This window comes from Arthrobacter sp. 1088, assembly GCF_031455315.1.
Taxonomy (GTDB): domain Bacteria; phylum Actinomycetota; class Actinomycetes; order Actinomycetales; family Micrococcaceae; genus Arthrobacter.
In genome coordinates, this window is sequence record NZ_JAVDSM010000002.1 from 140,301 (window position 1) to 157,345 (window position 17,045).

At 62.5% G+C, this 17,045-nt stretch carries 14 protein-coding genes; 6 read left to right on the forward strand and 8 right to left on the reverse strand.

From position 1 onward, the window contains the following. Positions 1 to 64 precede the first annotated feature (64 nt). A complete protein-coding gene (locus J2Y41_RS03605) occupies positions 65 to 445 on the reverse strand; it encodes a GntR family transcriptional regulator (protein WP_216925843.1) in 381 nt (126 codons plus the stop codon). Positions 446 to 602: 157 nt separating this feature from the next. Then, positions 603 to 1,382 (reverse strand): trans-aconitate 2-methyltransferase, encoded by a 780-nt coding sequence (locus J2Y41_RS03610; RefSeq protein WP_309926201.1) that lies wholly within the window; start codon positions 1,380 to 1,382, stop codon positions 603 to 605. Positions 1,383 to 1,452: 70 nt separating this feature from the next. Here J2Y41_RS03610 and J2Y41_RS03615 point away from each other — a divergent pair, with 70 nt between their 5' ends. From J2Y41_RS03615 to J2Y41_RS03630, 4 genes are read left to right on the forward strand one after another with little or no spacing between them, the layout of a single operon-like run. Further along, complete coding sequence (locus J2Y41_RS03615; RefSeq protein ID WP_309926203.1) at positions 1,453 to 3,987, forward strand: DUF3516 domain-containing protein; 2,535 nt, start codon at positions 1,453 to 1,455, stop codon at positions 3,985 to 3,987. A 45-nt stretch (positions 3,988 to 4,032) separates the two neighbouring features. Next, entirely contained in the window at positions 4,033 to 5,415 is a 1,383-nt protein-coding gene (locus J2Y41_RS03620; RefSeq protein WP_309926205.1) for a CoA transferase, read from the forward strand. Positions 5,416 to 5,444: 29 nt separating this feature from the next. Further along, positions 5,445 to 5,957 (forward strand): GNAT family N-acetyltransferase, encoded by a 513-nt coding sequence (locus J2Y41_RS03625; protein ID WP_224090217.1) that lies wholly within the window; start codon positions 5,445 to 5,447, stop codon positions 5,955 to 5,957. Then, the gene (locus J2Y41_RS03630) at positions 5,950 to 7,299 is read left to right on the forward strand and encodes an alpha/beta fold hydrolase (protein ID WP_309926210.1); all 1,350 of its coding nucleotides are present in this window, start codon (positions 5,950 to 5,952) and stop codon (positions 7,297 to 7,299) included. Before J2Y41_RS03625 ends, J2Y41_RS03630 begins: the two co-directional genes overlap by 8 nt. Before the next feature lie 46 nt (positions 7,300 to 7,345). Here the strand turns inward: J2Y41_RS03630 and J2Y41_RS03635 are convergent, their stop codons facing one another. The 4 genes from J2Y41_RS03635 to coaE all read right to left on the reverse strand — a co-directional run bounded on the left by J2Y41_RS03635 (position 7,346) and on the right by coaE (position 13,254). Then, positions 7,346 to 8,662, reverse strand: a complete 1,317-nt coding sequence (locus J2Y41_RS03635; RefSeq protein WP_309926212.1) for an MFS transporter — start codon at positions 8,660 to 8,662, stop codon at positions 7,346 to 7,348. Positions 8,663 to 8,691: 29 nt separating this feature from the next. After that, positions 8,692 to 9,720 carry a TerC family protein gene (locus tag J2Y41_RS03640; protein WP_224090214.1) on the reverse strand — a complete coding sequence of 343 codons (1,029 nt, stop codon included), beginning with the start codon at positions 9,718 to 9,720 and terminating at the stop codon, positions 8,692 to 8,694. A gap of 166 nt (positions 9,721 to 9,886) precedes the next feature. Beyond that, positions 9,887 to 11,983, reverse strand: coding sequence for an excinuclease ABC subunit UvrB (uvrB, locus tag J2Y41_RS03645; RefSeq protein WP_224090213.1), 2,097 nt, complete (start codon positions 11,981 to 11,983; stop codon positions 9,887 to 9,889). A gap of 29 nt (positions 11,984 to 12,012) precedes the next feature. After that, positions 12,013 to 13,254 (reverse strand): dephospho-CoA kinase, encoded by a 1,242-nt coding sequence (coaE, locus tag J2Y41_RS03650; RefSeq protein WP_309926216.1) that lies wholly within the window; start codon positions 13,252 to 13,254, stop codon positions 12,013 to 12,015. Between the two features lie 22 nt (positions 13,255 to 13,276). Here coaE and J2Y41_RS03655 point away from each other — a divergent pair, with 22 nt between their 5' ends. Together J2Y41_RS03655 and J2Y41_RS03660 are read left to right on the forward strand one after the other, a co-directional pair. Further along, a complete protein-coding gene (locus J2Y41_RS03655; protein WP_309926218.1) occupies positions 13,277 to 13,963 on the forward strand; it encodes a YigZ family protein in 687 nt (228 codons plus the stop codon). Then, a complete protein-coding gene (locus J2Y41_RS03660; RefSeq protein WP_309926220.1) occupies positions 13,953 to 14,180 on the forward strand; it encodes a GNAT family N-acetyltransferase in 228 nt (75 codons plus the stop codon). The genes J2Y41_RS03655 and J2Y41_RS03660 overlap by 11 nt, the downstream gene beginning before the upstream one ends. A 112-nt stretch (positions 14,181 to 14,292) precedes the next feature. Here the strand turns inward: J2Y41_RS03660 and rpsA are convergent, their stop codons facing one another. Both rpsA and J2Y41_RS03670 read right to left on the reverse strand, forming a co-directional pair. Next, positions 14,293 to 15,768, reverse strand: a complete 1,476-nt coding sequence (rpsA, locus tag J2Y41_RS03665; protein ID WP_216925808.1) for a 30S ribosomal protein S1 — start codon at positions 15,766 to 15,768, stop codon at positions 14,293 to 14,295. 204 nt (positions 15,769 to 15,972) lie between these two features. After that, positions 15,973 to 17,007 carry a polysaccharide deacetylase family protein gene (locus tag J2Y41_RS03670; RefSeq protein ID WP_309926222.1) on the reverse strand — a complete coding sequence of 345 codons (1,035 nt, stop codon included), beginning with the start codon at positions 17,005 to 17,007 and terminating at the stop codon, positions 15,973 to 15,975. Positions 17,008 to 17,045: the final 38 nt, after the last annotated feature.

Here is a 17,045-nt window from a genome sequence, read left to right on the forward strand (position 1 = left end):
TACCAATGCTAATCGAAAACTTCTTCGAATTTCCATGTCGTGCCTCACATGCTACCGATCGGTATCAATCAGCGTCATATGCGGCCGCAAGAAGCTGTACAGCCTCCGCGAATGAGGCTCCTTGGGCCTTTGCCGCAGCAGCATACTGGGCGGCAACTTCCGCAAGCGCGCCCCAGCGGTCATCCCGTGCACACACGATGGTGCCGTTGCGTCCCCTCGTGGCGACGACGCCGGCAGCCTCCAGTTCCTTATAGGCGCGGGCCACTGTATGTGGGGCTACATCCAACACACCCGCCAGGTTGCGCACCGGCGGGAGCTTCGCTCCAACTGCGAGGACGCCGGAGTCTGCGAGTTCGATGATGCGCAGCCTCAGCTGCTCAAAAAGGGCAACTCCGCTGCTGGTGTTGGGCCGCCAGTTCCCGGGAAAGCCGTCCATGGCAGTCATCGCGAAAACCGGCCGGGTACCGGAAGCCATTCGGGCGTTTGCTGCTCAATGAAGCGTCCATGGTCCATGCCGAGAATTAGACCAGCGACGCGGAAAGGGTACAAGCCACGGGCGGCAGGAAACTTAATTGCTACGTCCGGCAACAGGTCCTGCCGGCTCATTTGTCTTTCCGGGCCACCGCGAAGATACGACGGAACGGGAACACCGTCCCGTGGCCCGTAGGCGGATATGCCTCGCGCAGCAAAGCGGAGTATTCCTGCTCGAATTCGGCGGCATCTGCAGGAGACAGCGCTGCCAGTACCGGCCGCAGTCCTGTGCCGCGCACCCACTCAAGGACGGGGTCCTTGCCCGGCAACAGCTGCTGGTAGGTGGTTTCCCAGGCGTCAGCTGCGCAGCCGGCGTCGAGCATAATACCCAGGTAGTCCGCAGGACTGCCCACAACTCCATCATGCCGAAGGACGCCGCCAAGGCGGGAGGACCATTTGGGTGACGCGGCAAGCTCCCTCATCAGGGTGTGCGAAGGGGATGTGAAGTTCCCCGGGACCTGGAGCGCGAACCAGGCGCCTGGTTTAAGTGCACGCAGCCAGTGACCGAGCATGGCCTGGTGCCCGGGAACCCACTGGAGTGCGGCGTTGGTTACTACGACGTCTGTCTCCTGGTCAGGCTGCCAGCCAGCAATATCTGACTGCTCGAATTCCAGGTTGGCGAATTTCCGGGCCTCTCCATCTGCCTTCGCAAGCATGTCGCCGGAGGAATCGAGGCCGACCACGCGCGCATCGGGCCAGCGGACAGCCAGTGTGGCTGTGAGGTTGCCGGGGCCGCATCCAAGATCCACCACTTTCCGCGGCGATTCAGCCTGGATCCTGGCCACCAAGTCATGGAACGGCCTGTCCCTGTGATTGCCGAACTCCACATACTTGGACGGATCCCACCTCATATAAGCCTCCTGGCGTTGGGCAACAGTGCTGGGGCGAGCCTAAACCGTCCGGGGACTAAGCTGGAAACCAATGAAACTTCTTGAGCAGCTCCCTGGTTCCACCCCCTCCAACCCGTTGGGTCCGGACGAGATCTATACACGGTTCGTTGAGTGGACAGAAGGCCGCGGCTTGCAGTTGTACGCTGCCCAGGACGAAGCCATCATGGAGCTCGCCTCCGGAGCCAACGTCATCCTGGCTACACCCACCGGGTCGGGTAAATCGCTGGTCGCCATTGCAGCCCACTTCGAGGCCATGGCCCGTGGCCAGCGCAGTTACTACACCGCTCCCATCAAGGCTTTGGTCTCGGAGAAGTTCTTCGCCCTCTGCGACATCTTCGGTGCCGAAAACGTTGGCATGATTACGGGCGACTCCGGCGTAAACCAGGATGCGCCGATAATTTGCTGCACCGCTGAGATCCTGGCCAATATTGCCCTCCGCGAGGGAGCTTCCGCGGAACTTGGCACCGTGATCATGGATGAATTCCACTTCTACTCCGATCCCCAGCGCGGATGGGCCTGGCAGGTTCCCCTGCTTGAGCTGCCGCAGGCCCAGTTCCTGCTCATGTCCGCGACGCTGGGCGACGTCAGCCGTTTCGAAGCCGGCCTCACCGAACTGACCGGGCGGCCCACCACTACCGTTAGCTCTGCCGAGCGTCCGATTCCACTGCATTACTACTACCACCTCACTCCGGTCCACGAGACCCTGGAAGAACTGCTCTCCACCAAGCAGGTCCCGGTGTACGTTGTGCACTTCAGCCAGGCAGAAGCGATCGAGCGTGCCCAGAACCTGATGAGCATCAACATGTGCAGCCGGGAGGAAAAGGACCGCATCGCTGAGCTCATCGCAGGCTTCCGGTTCGCCGCGGGCTTCGGAAAGACACTCAACCGGCTGGTCCGCCATGGCATCGGCGTCCATCACGCCGGCATGCTGCCCAAGTACCGCCGCCTGGTGGAGCAACTCGCACAAGCCGGGCTCCTGAAGGTTATATGCGGCACGGACACGCTGGGCGTGGGCATCAACGTTCCCATCCGCACGGTTCTGTTGACGGCGTTGAGCAAATACGACGGCGTACGCACCCGGGTGCTCAACTCACGTGAGTTCCACCAGATTGCCGGCCGCGCGGGTCGCGCAGGGTATGACACCGCCGGCACCGTGGTGGTGCAGGCTCCGGATCACGTAGTGGAGAATGCCAAGGCCATGGCAAAGGCCACGGCAAAGTTCGGCGACGACCAGAAGAAGCTTCGCCAAGTGGTCAAGAAGAAGCCACCGGAAGGTTTCGTTTCCTGGGGTGAATCAACCTTCAAACGGCTGGTGGATTCGGTTCCGGAGCCTTTGGGTTCCAGCTTTACGGTCACCCACGCGATGCTCCTCAACCTCATGGAACGCCCAGGAGATCCGTTCCAGGCAACCCGGCGCTTGCTCAGTGAAAACCACGAGAACCGCCCGGCGCAGTTGAAACTCATGAAAAAAGCGCTGGGCATCTACCGTGAACTGCTGGCCGCGGGTGTGGTTGAACGCATTCCCGAAGATGAACAACAATCCGAAGGCCGTTCTGTCCGCTTGACGGTCCACCTGCAGGCCAACTTCGCCCTCAATCAACCGCTTTCACCGTTTGCCCTTGCCGCGCTGGAACTGCTGGATCCAGAGTCGCCGTCGTATGCGCTGGACGTTGTTTCGGTTATCGAGGCCACATTGGAGAAGCCGCGCCAGATTCTCTCTGCGCAGCAGAAGAAGGCCCGTGGCGAGGCGGTTGCCGCCATGAAGGCCGACGGCATCGAATATGAGCAGCGGATGGCCATGCTCGATGAAGTCACGTACCCGATGCCCTTGGCGGAGATTCTTGGCCAAGCCTTCGAGGTGTACCGAAAGGCTGCACCATGGGTGGGCGACTTCGAGCTGGCGCCCAAGTCAATTATCCGCGACATGTATGAACGTGCCATGAACTTCGGGGAGTTCGTGCAGTTCTACGGTCTGGCCCGCTCCGAAGGCATCGTCCTGCGCTACTTGGCGGATGGATTCCGTGCACTCAGGCAGACTGTGCCCCAGGACTTGCTGCGCGAGGACCTCGAAGACCTCATCGCCTGGCTGGGTGAACTTGTCCGGCAAGTGGACTCCAGCCTCCTAGACGAGTGGGAGGAGCTAACCTCAGGGCTCATGCCAACACCGCATGACGCTCCCCCACCTCCGCCGCCGCTATTGACCACGAACATCAGGGCTTTCCGGGTCATGGTCCGGAACGAAATGTTCCGCAGGGTGGAGCTGTTTGCGGACGAAGACTCTGCCGCCCTGGGTGAGCTGGACGCCGACGCCGGCTGGGACGCCGAGCGCTGGGAAGAGGTTCTGGACGACTACTTCGATGAACACGATGACATCGGCACGGGACCTGATGCCCGCGGACCCGGATTGCTCATCATCACCGAAGAACCCGGCACGTGGCGGGTCCGCCAGATCTTCGATGACCCCGCCGGAAACCACGACTGGGGCATCTCCGCCGATGTGGATCTCGCGGCTTCCGATGAGACGGGCACAGCCGTGGTTCGCGTGACGAACGTCAACCGGCTCTAAGCCAACAGGCTCCCAGGTCCAGCTCAACCGGCTTAAGGAAGTCCCATGGAATCCGTCCCCGATCTCGGCAGCAGCTTGCGGGCGCTGGAGGTAATGAGCGCACAACCTGCTGCTCCCTGGACCGGATCGCGACGATGGTGGCCCTGCGCAGATGGCGTTCCTGCACTGGACGTGGAAGGGCTGGCTTTGGGCGCGGTGCGGGCTGCAGCTACGGCCCTGAATGCCTTGATGGGAACGACGCACCGGTATTCTGTGGCAGCGGGGCCCACTGCGGCTGCGTTCGATTCCCTGGGGCACCTGCGCGTAGGTGGCCGGAAAGCTGAAGGGTTCGCTCCCTTGTCCGGTTTTCGAAAAACCGCTGATGGCTGGATCCGCCTCCACGCAAACTATCCACACCACGCCGCCCGGCTCATGGAAGCGGTCTCGGCCAGCGAACCTGCCGACGTGGACCGCGCACTACTGGCAATGACGGCTTTGGAAGCCGAACACCTTATTGCGGGAAACGACGGCGTAGCGGCCGCTGTCCGTACCAGGGAAGAGTGGGTAGCCGCCCCTATGTTTGAAGCGGCCAGTGAGGGGCCGTGGATCACTTTCGATCAACCGGGACAATCCGCTGAAGCAAGCCGCCCGTCGTCGTGGGTTCCTGCCGCGGAACCGGAACGTCCTTTGGCAGGTCTCAAAGTCCTTGACCTGACCCGCGTCATTGCCGGCCCCGTGGCAACCCGGCTCCTTGGAGCCTTGGGCGCGGACGTCCTCCGGATAGACCCTCCGCACCTTCCGGAGCTGACAGATGCCTTCATTGACTCCGGCTTTGACAAGCACAGCGCCGAAGCAGACTTCCGGAATCCCGATGATCTGGCTGCGGTCATGGACCTCCTGGAGACGGCAGACGTTGTGGTGGTGGGGTATCGCGGCGGCGGGCTGGATCGTTTTGGATTGACCCCCGACGCGCTGCTGCGGCGCCGCGCCGACCTCGTCGTAGTTGCCTTGGGCGCATGGGGCCACGGCGGTCCCTGGCAGGCGCGACGAGGTTTTGACAGCCTCGTGCAGGCAGCATGCGGGATAGCTGATCGATATGGCCAGTCCGGCGACGGCGGGTGGAGGCCTGGGGCGCTACCGGTGCAGGCACTGGATCACGCCACGGGTTATGGCCTTGCGGCGGCAGTGTTCGCTTTGCTGGTCCAGCGACTGGGTACGGGACGTGGCGGAGCGGCCCGGCTTTCGCTGGCCCGGACAGCGGAAGAGTTACTTCTCCTTTCGACGGGCACGGCGACTGAAGTCGAGCTGCCAGAGCCCGATTTCCACGAGTTGGACAGCCCCTACGGCCGTCTCCGGTACGTCGGCCCACCCATCACGGTGGATGGTGTTCCCGTTGGTTATCAAGAACCTCCTGTCACGTACGGGTCCTCCGCCCTGCGCTGGCGGTAGGCGACCCGGGCCCTAGTAAGCTCGGAAGCATGAGTGTAATCCGCCCTGCCACCGTTGAAGACGTTCCCGCCATCCTGCGTATGATCCACGATCTTGCGATCTACGAAAAGGAACCCGACGCCGTCAGGAACACCCCGGAGCTCCTGACCGAGGTGCTCTTCGGAGAGAACCCCCGGGTGTACGCCACCATGGCCGCGAATGCCGCTGGGACAGTGCAAGGTTTCGCCCTGTGGTTCCTGAACTACTCAACGTGGGAGGGTGTCCACGGCATCTACCTGGAGGACCTTTACGTTATTCCGGAAGCGCGTGGCGAGGGCCATGGCAAGGCGCTCCTGCAGCATCTGGCCGCGACCGCCGTCGAACGCGGCTATGCCCGGGTGGAGTGGAGCGTCCTGGACTGGAACGAACCGTCCATCAAGTTCTATAAGAACCTTGGCGCCCTCCCCATGGATGAATGGTCGACGTTCAGGCTGACCGGCGAGGCGCTGGAAACGTTCGGGGCAGGTGCCACCAACGGAAGCAAGGCTCTTGCCCATGGCTGAACTGCAAGCCGTGGCCGACGCACACCGCATCCGCGCCCGGCACGAATTCCGAGGCCTCCGAACCGCTGAGCACTACTTCACGGTCCCCCTGGACCACGGTTTGGCCACATCTGCTGTGGACGGCCAGACGACCGGCGAAACGATCACTGTATTCGCGCGGGAGTATTCCTCCACGGAGTACTCCGCGGAGGAGGCCGCCAAACTTCCGTGGCTGCTGTTCCTCCAGGGTGGACCCGGCGGACGCGGGAACCGCGTCACTTCCCTCTCAGGTTGGATGAAGGCAGCGGCCAAGGATTTTCGGATCCTGATGCTGGACCAGCGCGGCACAGGCCTTTCCACTCCGGTGGAGCGGCAGTCATTGGAGCTACGGGGTGACGCCGCAGCCCAGGCTGACTACCTGACGCACTTCCGGGCCGATTCGATCGTGGCTGACGCCGAGTTCATCCGGCATGCCCTGGATTCCGGCCCATGGTCAGTGCTGGGCCAGAGCTTTGGTGGATTCTGTGCGTTGACCTATTTGTCGTTCGCCCCCAAGGGGCTGCGGGAGGTTCTCATCACGGGAGGACTTGCCCCGCTGCACGGCCCCGCAGAGCGCGTGTACCGCGCCACATTCCGCCGGGTGGCGGAGCGGAACGCGGAGTACTTCGCCTGGTATCCGGAAGACCGCGAAACTGTCACCAGGATCGTCCGCCACCTCGGGCAGCATGAGGAATTCCTGGCCAGCGGAGAACGGCTGACGCCCGAGCGGTTCCAGATGGTGGGATCGTTCCTCGGCGGCAACACCCGGGTGGACTCCCTGCACTACCTCCTGGAGGACGCTTTCATCGAAACGCCTTTGGGCGAACGCCTGTCGGAGGTGTTCCTTGAGCAAGTCCGGACCCTGGTGAGCCGGGCCGGGAACCCTCTGTACGCGGTCCTCCATGAATCGATCTACGGGCAGGGGCAGGCCACGGACTGGGCAGCATGGCGCGTGCTGGAAGAATTCCCGGAGTTCAAACCCGAAGCAGAAGCCCCCCTGCTCACGGGCGAAATGGTCTACCCCTGGTACTTCGAACAGGATCCGGCACTGATCCCGCTTCGCGACGTAGCCGACTTGCTGGCAGCCAAGTCGGACTGGTGTCCCCTCTACGACCACCAGCAGTTGGCGGTCAACAAGGTTCCAGTAGCAGCCGCCGTCTACAAAAACGATATCTACGTGGACCATGACCTCTCAATGGAAACCGCCGAGGCAGTCCGTGGGCTTCAAACCTGGGTCACGGACGACTTCCACCATGACGGCATAGGGGAAGACGGCGAAGGCATCTTCAGGCGGCTCTTCGGGCTTGTGCGGGGTTCCCGCTAGCCCACCTGTTTCCAGCGCAGGGATTGTTCCCGCACAGGGATTCTTCCTATGCGGGGAGTGAACGGCGCACCCGGGCAGCGGTGGCGGCCGTTAAGGCCAGCATGACGGCGGCCAGCACGCCAGCGGCTATGTTCAGTCCTTCGTAGCCGAGCCAGGCGAGGACGAGTCCGGACGTCGCGCCGCCCGTTGCACCCGCCGCGCCCATGAGCGTATCGGAAACGCCCTGCACGGTTACCCTCTGTTCTTCGGCGACGCTCTCCGCAAGGAGGGTGGATCCGGCAATGGTCGCGGCGGACCAGCCAAGGCCAAGGATGATCAGCCCGGCGGTGACCAACACCGGCTCTTGCTGGCCGATTCCTGCGATCAGCACTGCGACCAGCAGAAGCCCGTGGCCCATGGCGATGGTTTGGATGCGGCCGGCTTTGTCCGTCAGCCAACCCCAAAGTGGCGATAGGGCGAACATGCCGGCGATATGCAGCGAAATGGTCAGCCCAATAACTACCAGGGCATCCGTGCTGTCAGTTGTTCCGCCGTGATGGCCGGCATGTGAACCGCCAACCAGCTGCTGCAGGTGCAAGGGTGTCATGGACATGATCGCCACCATGACGCCGTGTGCTGCGACCACGGCCGCAAGCCCAAGGATGGCCCGGGGCGAGGAACGAACAGCCTGCAGGCCGGAACGGATGGTGCCCCTGACAGGCAGGGTCCCGGCGCCTGCGGATTCCGAGGCCAAGCGCCGTGCCAGCAGCAGCGGGTCGGGCCGCAAACCGGCAAACAGCAGCACCGCCGCCAGGAACAGCCCTGCGGCCGAGAAGACAAACGGTCCGGCAATCGGCGGCAGGCCCAAGGCGGCCCCCACTGCGGCGCCGGGCTGGATGAGGTTCGGCCCCGCGACAGCCCCAATCGTGATGGCCCAAACAACAGTGGACAGTGACCTGCCGCGGTGCTCAGCGTGGGCGAGGTCGACGGCGGCGAACCTCGCCTGAAGGTTGGCGGCTGTACCAAGACCGAGGAAACCGGCAGCGAGCAGGAGCAGCGGGAAGGATCCGACCACCACGGATGCCATCACCAGGAGCGCCCCGATCATGGCAGCGACCAAACCGGAGACGAGGCCAACCCGGCGTCCGCGTGCTTCCGCGAGACGTGCCAGCGGTAGGGCAGTCAGGGCTGCAGCGAGGGTCAGGACAGTAGTGATGGATCCAGCCCACGCCTCGGATCCGGACAGGTCCACGGCCAGGAGCGATCCAATGGATAACGTGGCGCCGTTACCGATTCCGCTCAGGAGCTGGGCCGAGCTGAGCAGGAAAACAGTACGGCGCTGAACCCGTTGGGGGTCCAGCGCCGTAGTAGAAGTGGTAGTCACTTCACGAGACTACAACCTTCACAGCCCGGTTACTCTGCTTCGCTCAAGCTCTTCTTCGCGTCTTCTTCCAACCGCGCGTCCAGCTTGGACTGGCGGGCGGCCGGGCTAAGCAAGCTGGCCACGACGGCTACGACGATCGTGCCGATAATGACCGCCAACGAAACGAAGGTGGGAATCTCCGGAGCCCACTCGATGTGGTGGCCGTTGTTGATGAAGGGAAGCTCGTTGACGTGCATTGCGTGCAGGACGAGCTTGACGCCAATGAAGGCAAGAATGACTGACAGGGCGTGCTTCAAGTAGATCAAGCGGCTCATCAGTCCGCCCAGCAGGAAGTACAGCTGGCGCAGGCCCATGAGCGCGAAGATGTTGGCCGTGAAGACGATGAAGGCACTCTGGGTCAGGCCGAAGATCGCGGGAATGGAGTCCACCGCGAACAGGAGGTCTGTCATGCCGATGGTCACGAAAACGATCAGCATCGGGGTGAAGACCTTCTTGCCGTCCACCGTGGTCCGCAGCTTGCCGCCGTCGAACTTTTCAGACATCGGCAGGACCTTGCGCAGCCGGGCAACCAGGGGGTTTTCGGCACCTTCTTCTTCGTCTTCACCGGAATCCGTGGCCTGCTTCCAGGCAGTCCACAGCAGGAACGCGCCGAAGATGTAGAAGATCCAGCTGAATTGCTCGATGACTACTGCGCCCAAGGCGATGAAAATGCCGCGAAGGACCAGTGCGATGATGATGCCCACCATCAGCACTTCCTGCTGGTATTTCCGCGGCACCGAGAAGCGGGCCATGATGATGATAAAGACGAACAGGTTGTCGATGCTCAGGCTGTATTCCGTGACCCAGCCAGCGACGAACTGGCTGCCGTATTCGGGGCCAGTGAAGTAGAACATGGCACCGGCAAAGACCAGGGCCAAGGCAACGTAGAAGGCGACCCAGAGGCCGGCTTCCTTCATTGTTGGTTCGTGGGGACGCTTGACGACCAGGAGGAGGTCGATCAGCAGGATAATTCCGAGGGCGACAAACGAGCCGACCTCAAACCAGATTGGAAGCTCCATTAATGCGGGCCTTTCGCAGGGTACGGGAAAGCGGTGTAAGTCTCTCCGGCCTGCCAGTGCGGTGAATGCACGTTCAGCGGCCCACTAAGTCCGGCGAGGCATCTGTGCCTTGCGTGCTGACGGACGTAGCGCTTGGGATACTCCCCTACGTGACCATAACCTTACCTTAGGCGTGCCCTGCAGACTGCATTTGACGCAATTCCCGCTTCAACTCCCCCACTTCGTCACGGATACGGGCCGCCACCTCGAATTGCAGTTCGGCAGCGGCGCCATGCATCTGTTCCGTGAGTTGTTCGATGAGGCCAACCAGGTCTTCCGCTGGAGCTGCGGCCAGCCCGTCCTTCCGGACGGTGGCTGCACCTTTGGCGCCGGACGTACGTTTGGCACCCTTGGCCAGCCTGTTGTTGTTCAGGAGCTCCTGGGTATCGGCATCTTCGCGTGCCAACTGGTCTGTGATGTCAGCGATCTTCTTGCGAAGCGGCTGGGGGTCAACCCCGTTGTCGGTGTTGTACTTGACCTGGATGGCGCGGCGCCGGTTGGTTTCCTCGATGGCGTGGGCCATGGAGTCCGTGATCCTGTCCGCGTACATGTGGACCTGGCCGGACACATTTCGAGCGGCACGGCCAATCGTCTGGATCAGGGAGGTAGAGGAACGCAGGAAGCCTTCCTTGTCCGCATCCAGGATGCTTACGAGTGAGACTTCAGGCAGGTCCAGGCCTTCACGCAGGAGGTTGATGCCGACCAGGACGTCAAAGACCCCCATCCGCAGCTCGCGCAGCAGTTCCACCCGGCGAAGAGTATCGACGTCGGAGTGGAGGTACTGGACCTTGACTCCATGGCCCAGGAGGTAGTCTGTGAGGTCTTCGGCCATCCGCTTGGTCAACGTGGTGACCAGGACACGTTCATCGCGTTCAGTACGTTGGCGGATTTCACCCAGGAGGTCATCGATTTGTCCCTTGGTGGGCTTCACGATCACTTCGGGGTCGATCAGGCCGGTGGGCCGGATGATCTGCTGGACATATCCGTCTGCCTTCCCGAGCTCGTACTTTCCGGGCGTGGCCGACAAGTACACGGTCTGCCCGATGCGTTCAAGGAACTCGTCCCACTTCAAGGGCCGGTTGTCCATGGCGGAGGGCAGCCGGAAGCCGTGGTCCACCAGCGTGCGCTTGCGGGACATGTCCCCTTCATACATAGCGCCGATTTGCGGGACGGTGACGTGGGATTCGTCGATTACCAGGAGGAAGTCATCAGGGAAGTAGTCCAACAGGCAGTGCGGTGCCGTACCGCCGGCGCGGCCGTCAATGTGCCGGGAGTAATTCTCGATGCCGTTGCAGAAACCCATCTGCTGCATCATTTCGAGATCGTAGGTGGTCCGCATCCGCAGGCGCTGGGCTTCCACCAGCTTGTTCTGGCTCTCCAGCACCTTCAGGCGTTCGGCGAGTTCGTCTTCGATGGCTGTGATCGCCCGGCCCATTCGTTCCGGCCCTGCCACGTAGTGGGAAGCCGGGAAGACGTACATCTCGGTTTCCTCGCGGATGACCTCGCCGGTGACTGGATGCAGTGTGTAGATGTTCTCGATTTCATCGCCGAAAAATTCGATCCTGAGTGCGAGTTCCTCGTACATGGGAATGATCTCTACGGTGTCTCCGCGGACGCGGAAGGTGCCGCGGTGGAAGTCCATGTCGTTTCGCGTGTACTGCATGGAAACGAATTTGCGAAGGAGGTGGTCGCGGTTCATTTCAGCGCCCTTGGTGAGCGTCACCATGCCCGCGATGTATTCTTCGGGCGTTCCCAGGCCGTAAATGCAGGAGACTGTGGCCACCACGATGACGTCACGCCGGGTCAGCAGTGCATTGGTGGCCGAGTGCCGAAGGCGCTCAACTTCCTCATTGACCGAGGAGTCCTTTTCGATGAACGTATCCGTCTGGGGTACGTAGGCTTCCGGTTGGTAGTAGTCGTAGTACGAAACAAAGTACTCCACCGCATTGTTGGGCAGGAGTTCCCTGAACTCGTTGGCGAGCTGGGCTGCCAGGGTCTTGTTTTGAACCATGACCAACGTGGGGCGCTGCACCTGCTCAATGAGCCACGCAGTGGTGGCGCTCTTGCCCGTGCCCGTTGCGCCAAGAAGTACGACGTCCTTCTCGCCGTTCTTGATGCGTTCCGTCAGTTCCGCAATTGCCGCCGGCTGGTCTCCGGCGGGTTTGTAGTCGCTGACGACTTCGAAGGGCGCGACGACACGGTTGATCTCCTGGGCAAGACTCATGACACCAATCTACCCCTGCACCCCGACAGTTATTGTCCTGCTTTATGTCCCGCTGCAACGGAAGAATACGACGGCGGTTGCCAGCCGGTGCGGCTGGCCCACTCATCCATCAGCGGCCAGGCCACCTCCGTGAACCAGGGTTCTTTGGCGTCGGCGTATCCAGCGGTGCCGGGGTCGGTGGCATGCTGTGCAGCCACTTCGCGTTTGTGCGCCTCGTACACGGCAAGAGCAGAAGGTTCCGCCCTCAACCAGTCGCGGAACAGCAGCGCGTATCTCCAACCCGGCGTGCCGGCAACGCGCACATGAAGGTTGGTTGGGCGTCCCGGATCAGCATTGGCATGGAAGCGCTTTTGCCATTGGGCCGGATCAGGGTGTGACGGCTTCGGGGTGTCCGCGGTCACGCCAGGAACACGTGGGTATCCAGCAGCGGCCAGACGCGGTGCGATCCGATCCGCTGCGTCAAGGTCCGCAACAGTCACTTGAAGGTCGATAACATCCTTGGCGGCCAGTCCGGGCACGGACGTAGACCCAATGTGGTCCACGGCGAGGATGTCATCCGGTGCTGCCGCTCGGATGCGCGAGGAGAGCCGGGCCGCTTGCAGGCCCCAGTCGGTTCGCGGGGCGGACAGGACCGGACCATTTGTCCGCCGGGCACGAACCCCACGCCTGCAATTCTCAGCGAAGGGCACCAACCGCCCGAACCACAAGTCATCCACTTTGGCGAGCAGTTCCTCCCGGCTACCGGAATTTTCCAGGACGATGTCCGCTGCAGCGATTCTTGCCTCCTGGCTGGCTTGGGCCGCCATTCGGGAACGCGCGTCCTCATGGGTCATTCCGCGAAGGCCGACCATCCGTTGAATCCGCACATCATCCGGGGCGTCCACCACGATTACCAGATGGAAAGCGCTCCCCTGCCCTGTCTCAACCAACAAGGGAATGTCCTGGACCAGAATGTCTTCATCCGTAGCTTCGGCGACGATTGCCGCTGCGGACTCCCGGACCAACGGATGGATGATGCCATTGAGCACTTCCCGCCGAGCGGGATCCTGGAAAACTATGGCGCCAAGGGCGGGCCGGTCCAGCCTCCCCTGAGGGTCCAGGATCTCCGGCCCAAAAGCCTCTACTACACGGGCCAGGCCCGGAGTTCCCGGCTCCACCACTTGCCTGGCAATGACGTCAGCATCAATGAGCACAGCCCCCAGCTCTTGCAGCCTGGCCGCCACCAGCGATTTTCCCGAGGCGATGCCGCCCGTCAGCCCGATCTTCAACACCCCTCCACACTAGACTGAAGCGGTGGAAATTGAGGATGACAGCCGCGCGACGGCCTACACAACGCTGGCCGAGGGTCCTGATTTCCGTCACGAGCTGGAGATCCGCCGCTCCCGCTTCATCACCGTCCTCCGCCGCTCTCCTGACGAAGATACGGCACGCTCACTTGTGGCTGCGCTGCGGCGCGAGTTCCATGACGCACGGCACCACTGTTCGGCTTTCGTTGTAGGTCCGGACAGGATGGTTCAACGATCCAGTGATGACGGCGAACCTTCCGGCACGGCTGGTATCCCCATGCTGGAGGCACTGCTCAAGCGTGAGACAGCACCCGGGGTGACTGATCTGAGCGACGTGAGCGCCGTCGTCGTGCGCTATTTTGGTGGGATTCTCCTGGGCGCCGGCGGGCTGGTCCGCGCCTATTCGGAGTCGGTCTCGGCTGCCCTTGATGCCGCCCCGCTGGTGCAGCGCCGCAGGCTGCGGCTACACGCCGTCAGCGTTCCGCATGCCGCCGCCGGGCGACTGGAAAATGACCTCCGCTCGGCCGGGTACGTAATGGCGGAGACCGGCTACGGAGCCAACGAGACGGTCCTGCGATTGGCGCTCCCCGATGAGCCGGCAGCAATGGCCGACGCCGGTGCACGGCTCGCGGCGCTAACCGCCGGGTCTGCGGTGCTCCAGCCGGAAGGAACGGAATGGATCGATGTGCCCTGAATCAACTGTGGCACCCCGCGTGGCACTGGCCGACGGCCAAGGCCTTGGCCGCCTGGCCCTCCACCTGGTGGCAGACGAAGCGCGTACTCGGGGCTTCGCCGTCCTGCAAGCCTCTACGACGCCAGGAAACAAGGCTGCACAAGCCCTGCTGTCTTCCCTCGGTGCCGAACTCATAGTCGAGGCCGCTTCAGTGGAAGCGCGGCTGGCGCTCCGATAGGCAGTGCTCTTTTCACTTGTGCCCATCGCGCCTGACTTAAGCAGAAGGACCCCTGCCGCAAGGCAGGGGTCCTTCTTTGGCTATTCAGCGCATCCCGTGAGGGGTGGCGGAATTAGTTGCCGGTCAGCTTCTCACGCAGTGCTGCGAGAGCTTCGTCGGACGCCAGGGTACCGGCGTTGGACTCAGCAGCAGCCGGCTCCGAGGAGTAGCTGGTGGTGCCGGAATCGCTCTCACCGGACGTTGCAGCGGCAGCGTCGTCAGCAGCGTGCTGTGCAACCTGCTTCTTGTGGGCTTCCCAACGGGTCTGGGCGTCAGCGTACTGCTGCTCCCAAGCGGCGCGCTGGGTCTCGTAGCCTTCGAGCCATTCGTTCGACTCGGGGTCGAAGCCCTCGGGGTACTTGTAGTTGCCCTCTTCGTCGTACTCAGCGGCCATACCGTACAGAGCGGGATCGAACTCGGTGCTGTCAGCGTCAACGCCCTCGTTAGCCTGCTTGAGGGAGAGGGAGATGCGACGACGCTCGAGGTCGATGTCGATGACCTTGACGAACAGTTCGTCGCCAACGGAGACAACCTGCTCGGCGAGCTCCACGTGGCGGACAGCCAGCTCGGAGATGTGAACGAGGCCTTCGATGCCGTCTTCGACGCGAACGAACGCACCGAACGGAACCAGCTTGGTGACCTTACCCGGAACAACCTGGCCGAGGGCGTGGGTGCGGGCGAAGGTCTGCCACGGATCTTCCTGCGTAGCCTTGAGCGACAGGGAGACACGCTCGCGGTCCAGATCCACTTCGAGGACCTCGACGGTGACTTCCTGGCCAACCTCGACAACCTCGGACGGGTGGTCGATGTGCTTCCAGGAGAGCTCGGAAACGTGAACGAGGCCGTCTACGCCGCCAAGGTCCACGAATGCACCGAAGTTGACGATGGAGGAAACGACGCCGGGACGAACCTGGCCCTTTTCCAGCTTGTTGAGGAACGTGGAGCGGACCTCGGACTGGGTCTGCTCGAGCCATGCACGGCGGGACAGCACAACGTTGTTGCGGTTCTTGTCCAGCTCGATGATCTTGGCTTCGATCTGCTGACCGATGTACGGAGCGAGGTCGCGGACACGACGCATCTCGACGAGGGATGCGGGCAGGAAGCCGCGCAGGCCGATGTCCAGGATGAGGCCACCCTTGACAACCTCGATGACGGTACCGGTAACGACGCCGTCTTCTTCCTTGACCTTCTCGATGTCGCCCCAGGCGCGCTCGTACTGAGCACGCTTCTTGGAGAGGATCAGACGGCCTTCTTTGTCTTCCTTGGTGAGAACCAAAGCTTCGACCTGATCGCCAACGGCAACAACTTCGCCGGGGTCAACGTCGTGCTTGATGGAAAGCTCGCGGGAAGGGATGACACCTTCGGTCTTGTAACCGATGTCGAGCAGGACTTCGTCGCGGTCGACCTTGACGACGGTACCTTCGACGAGGTCGCCGTCGTTGAAGTACTTGATGGTGGCGTCGACAGCTGCGAGGAAGTCCTCAGCGGTACCGATGTCGTTAATGGCGACTACGGGGGTACCGGGCTTCTCGGTGGAGGTGATGGTCATGTAGTAGGGGCTCCGTTGTGGATAGTGTGTCGGTCAGGCAAACCGCTGCCGCCCGGGTCCGGACGGCAGAACACGGCAAAATACCGGGTCATCCTGATTTGTGGATTAATACAAAATGGACGCATGCACGTAGTACACGCCCGTTTATTCTAGTCGTATCTGCAAAGCAGGGTCAAAAGGACCCCGGCAGGACTACGAAGGCCTTCACACAGGCAGGACGTCTCCGAGCCGCGCGAACGTAACCCCGCGGTCCAGCAAGCGAGGCAAAGCCTTCGCATAACCCTCGGCAGTTCCCGAGGCCGGCCTGTTGAAATGCGAAATCACGATGTCCCCCGCAGCAACCTTGGCCACTTCCCCGGCGACGGTTACCGGCGAGAAAGTGGCTCCGCCGTCGCCGTTCACGGTGAAGTTGACCGGGAGCATCCCCAACCTGCGGGTCATGCTCGCAGCGACTTCGTCGTAGAACGCCGTTCCCGGCCTGAAGAAGCGAGGCGAAACACCGGTCAACTCAAGCATCAGGGCTTGGTTGCCCATTAATTCCTCGTACACTGCGGCCGGGTTTGCCGTTCCGGCAATGCCGTAGGCGGACCTGCCGTTAACTGACAAGGGCAGGTGCAGTGTCCCGTGGTTCGCGAGCTCGAAGAGAGGCTCGGCGGCCAGTTCCGCGGCAAGTGACCTGTTGGCGGCAATCCAGCGGCTGTTGATGAAAAGCGTGGCCGGGACGTTGAGGCTGCGGAGCGACTTCAGCAATTTGTGGTCACAGCCGGTTCCGCCGGGGCCACCGCAGGCGTCGAAGGTCAGGGCCACATGCTGCGAGGCAGAATTGTTCACCACACCCGTAACGTGAAGGCCCCACTCCTGGGGCCGCAGGGGACCAAATTCCGCCAGGATCTGCGGCTTGCCTGGGATTGTGGCTGGCGATGCAGGAACGCTCGACGGCGGAGCTACAGTGCTGTCGCCTCCCTCACCGCTGCCTCCTTCACCGCCGCCGGGTTTGGCGGCGATGGCCGCGGTGGCCTGCTCGCTTGAGAGTGCAGCGATCGAAGGCGGTGGCGTCGCAGGGCCGGCACCCGGTGCGCTTGGCTGGGTGACAGGCGACGCCGGCCCTGCTCCCGCGCCGTCCGGGAATGCCGGCCTCCCGTTGTCCGCGCAAGCCGCCAGAGCAGCAGATGCCAGTCCCGCCATTCCAAGCAGCACTGATCGCCGGCCGGCCAGCGGCCGCCGCTTGGAATCCCCCATGGATGTCCTTGTCTATTGGGTGTGTGAGCTCTTTGTAG

Coding starts and splice junctions, on each gene's coding strand:
- J2Y41_RS03630 (WP_309926210.1), top strand. CDS start 5,950: ATGGCTGAACTGCAAGCCGTGGCCGACGCACACCGCATCCGCGCCCGG.
- rpsA (WP_216925808.1), bottom strand. CDS start 15,768: ATGACCATCACCTCCACCGAGAAGCCCGGTACCCCCGTAGTCGCCATT.
- J2Y41_RS03605 (WP_216925843.1), bottom strand. CDS start 445: ATGACTGCCATGGACGGCTTTCCCGGGAACTGGCGGCCCAACACCAGC.
- J2Y41_RS03610 (WP_309926201.1), bottom strand. CDS start 1,382: ATGAGGTGGGATCCGTCCAAGTATGTGGAGTTCGGCAATCACAGGGAC.
- J2Y41_RS03660 (WP_309926220.1), top strand. CDS start 13,953: ATGTGCCCTGAATCAACTGTGGCACCCCGCGTGGCACTGGCCGACGGC.
- uvrB (WP_224090213.1), bottom strand. CDS start 11,983: ATGAGTCTTGCCCAGGAGATCAACCGTGTCGTCGCGCCCTTCGAAGTC.
- J2Y41_RS03670 (WP_309926222.1), bottom strand. CDS start 17,007: ATGGGGGATTCCAAGCGGCGGCCGCTGGCCGGCCGGCGATCAGTGCTG.
- J2Y41_RS03625 (WP_224090217.1), top strand. CDS start 5,445: ATGAGTGTAATCCGCCCTGCCACCGTTGAAGACGTTCCCGCCATCCTG.
- J2Y41_RS03620 (WP_309926205.1), top strand. CDS start 4,033: ATGGAATCCGTCCCCGATCTCGGCAGCAGCTTGCGGGCGCTGGAGGTA.
- J2Y41_RS03615 (WP_309926203.1), top strand. CDS start 1,453: ATGAAACTTCTTGAGCAGCTCCCTGGTTCCACCCCCTCCAACCCGTTG.
- J2Y41_RS03640 (WP_224090214.1), bottom strand. CDS start 9,720: ATGGAGCTTCCAATCTGGTTTGAGGTCGGCTCGTTTGTCGCCCTCGGA.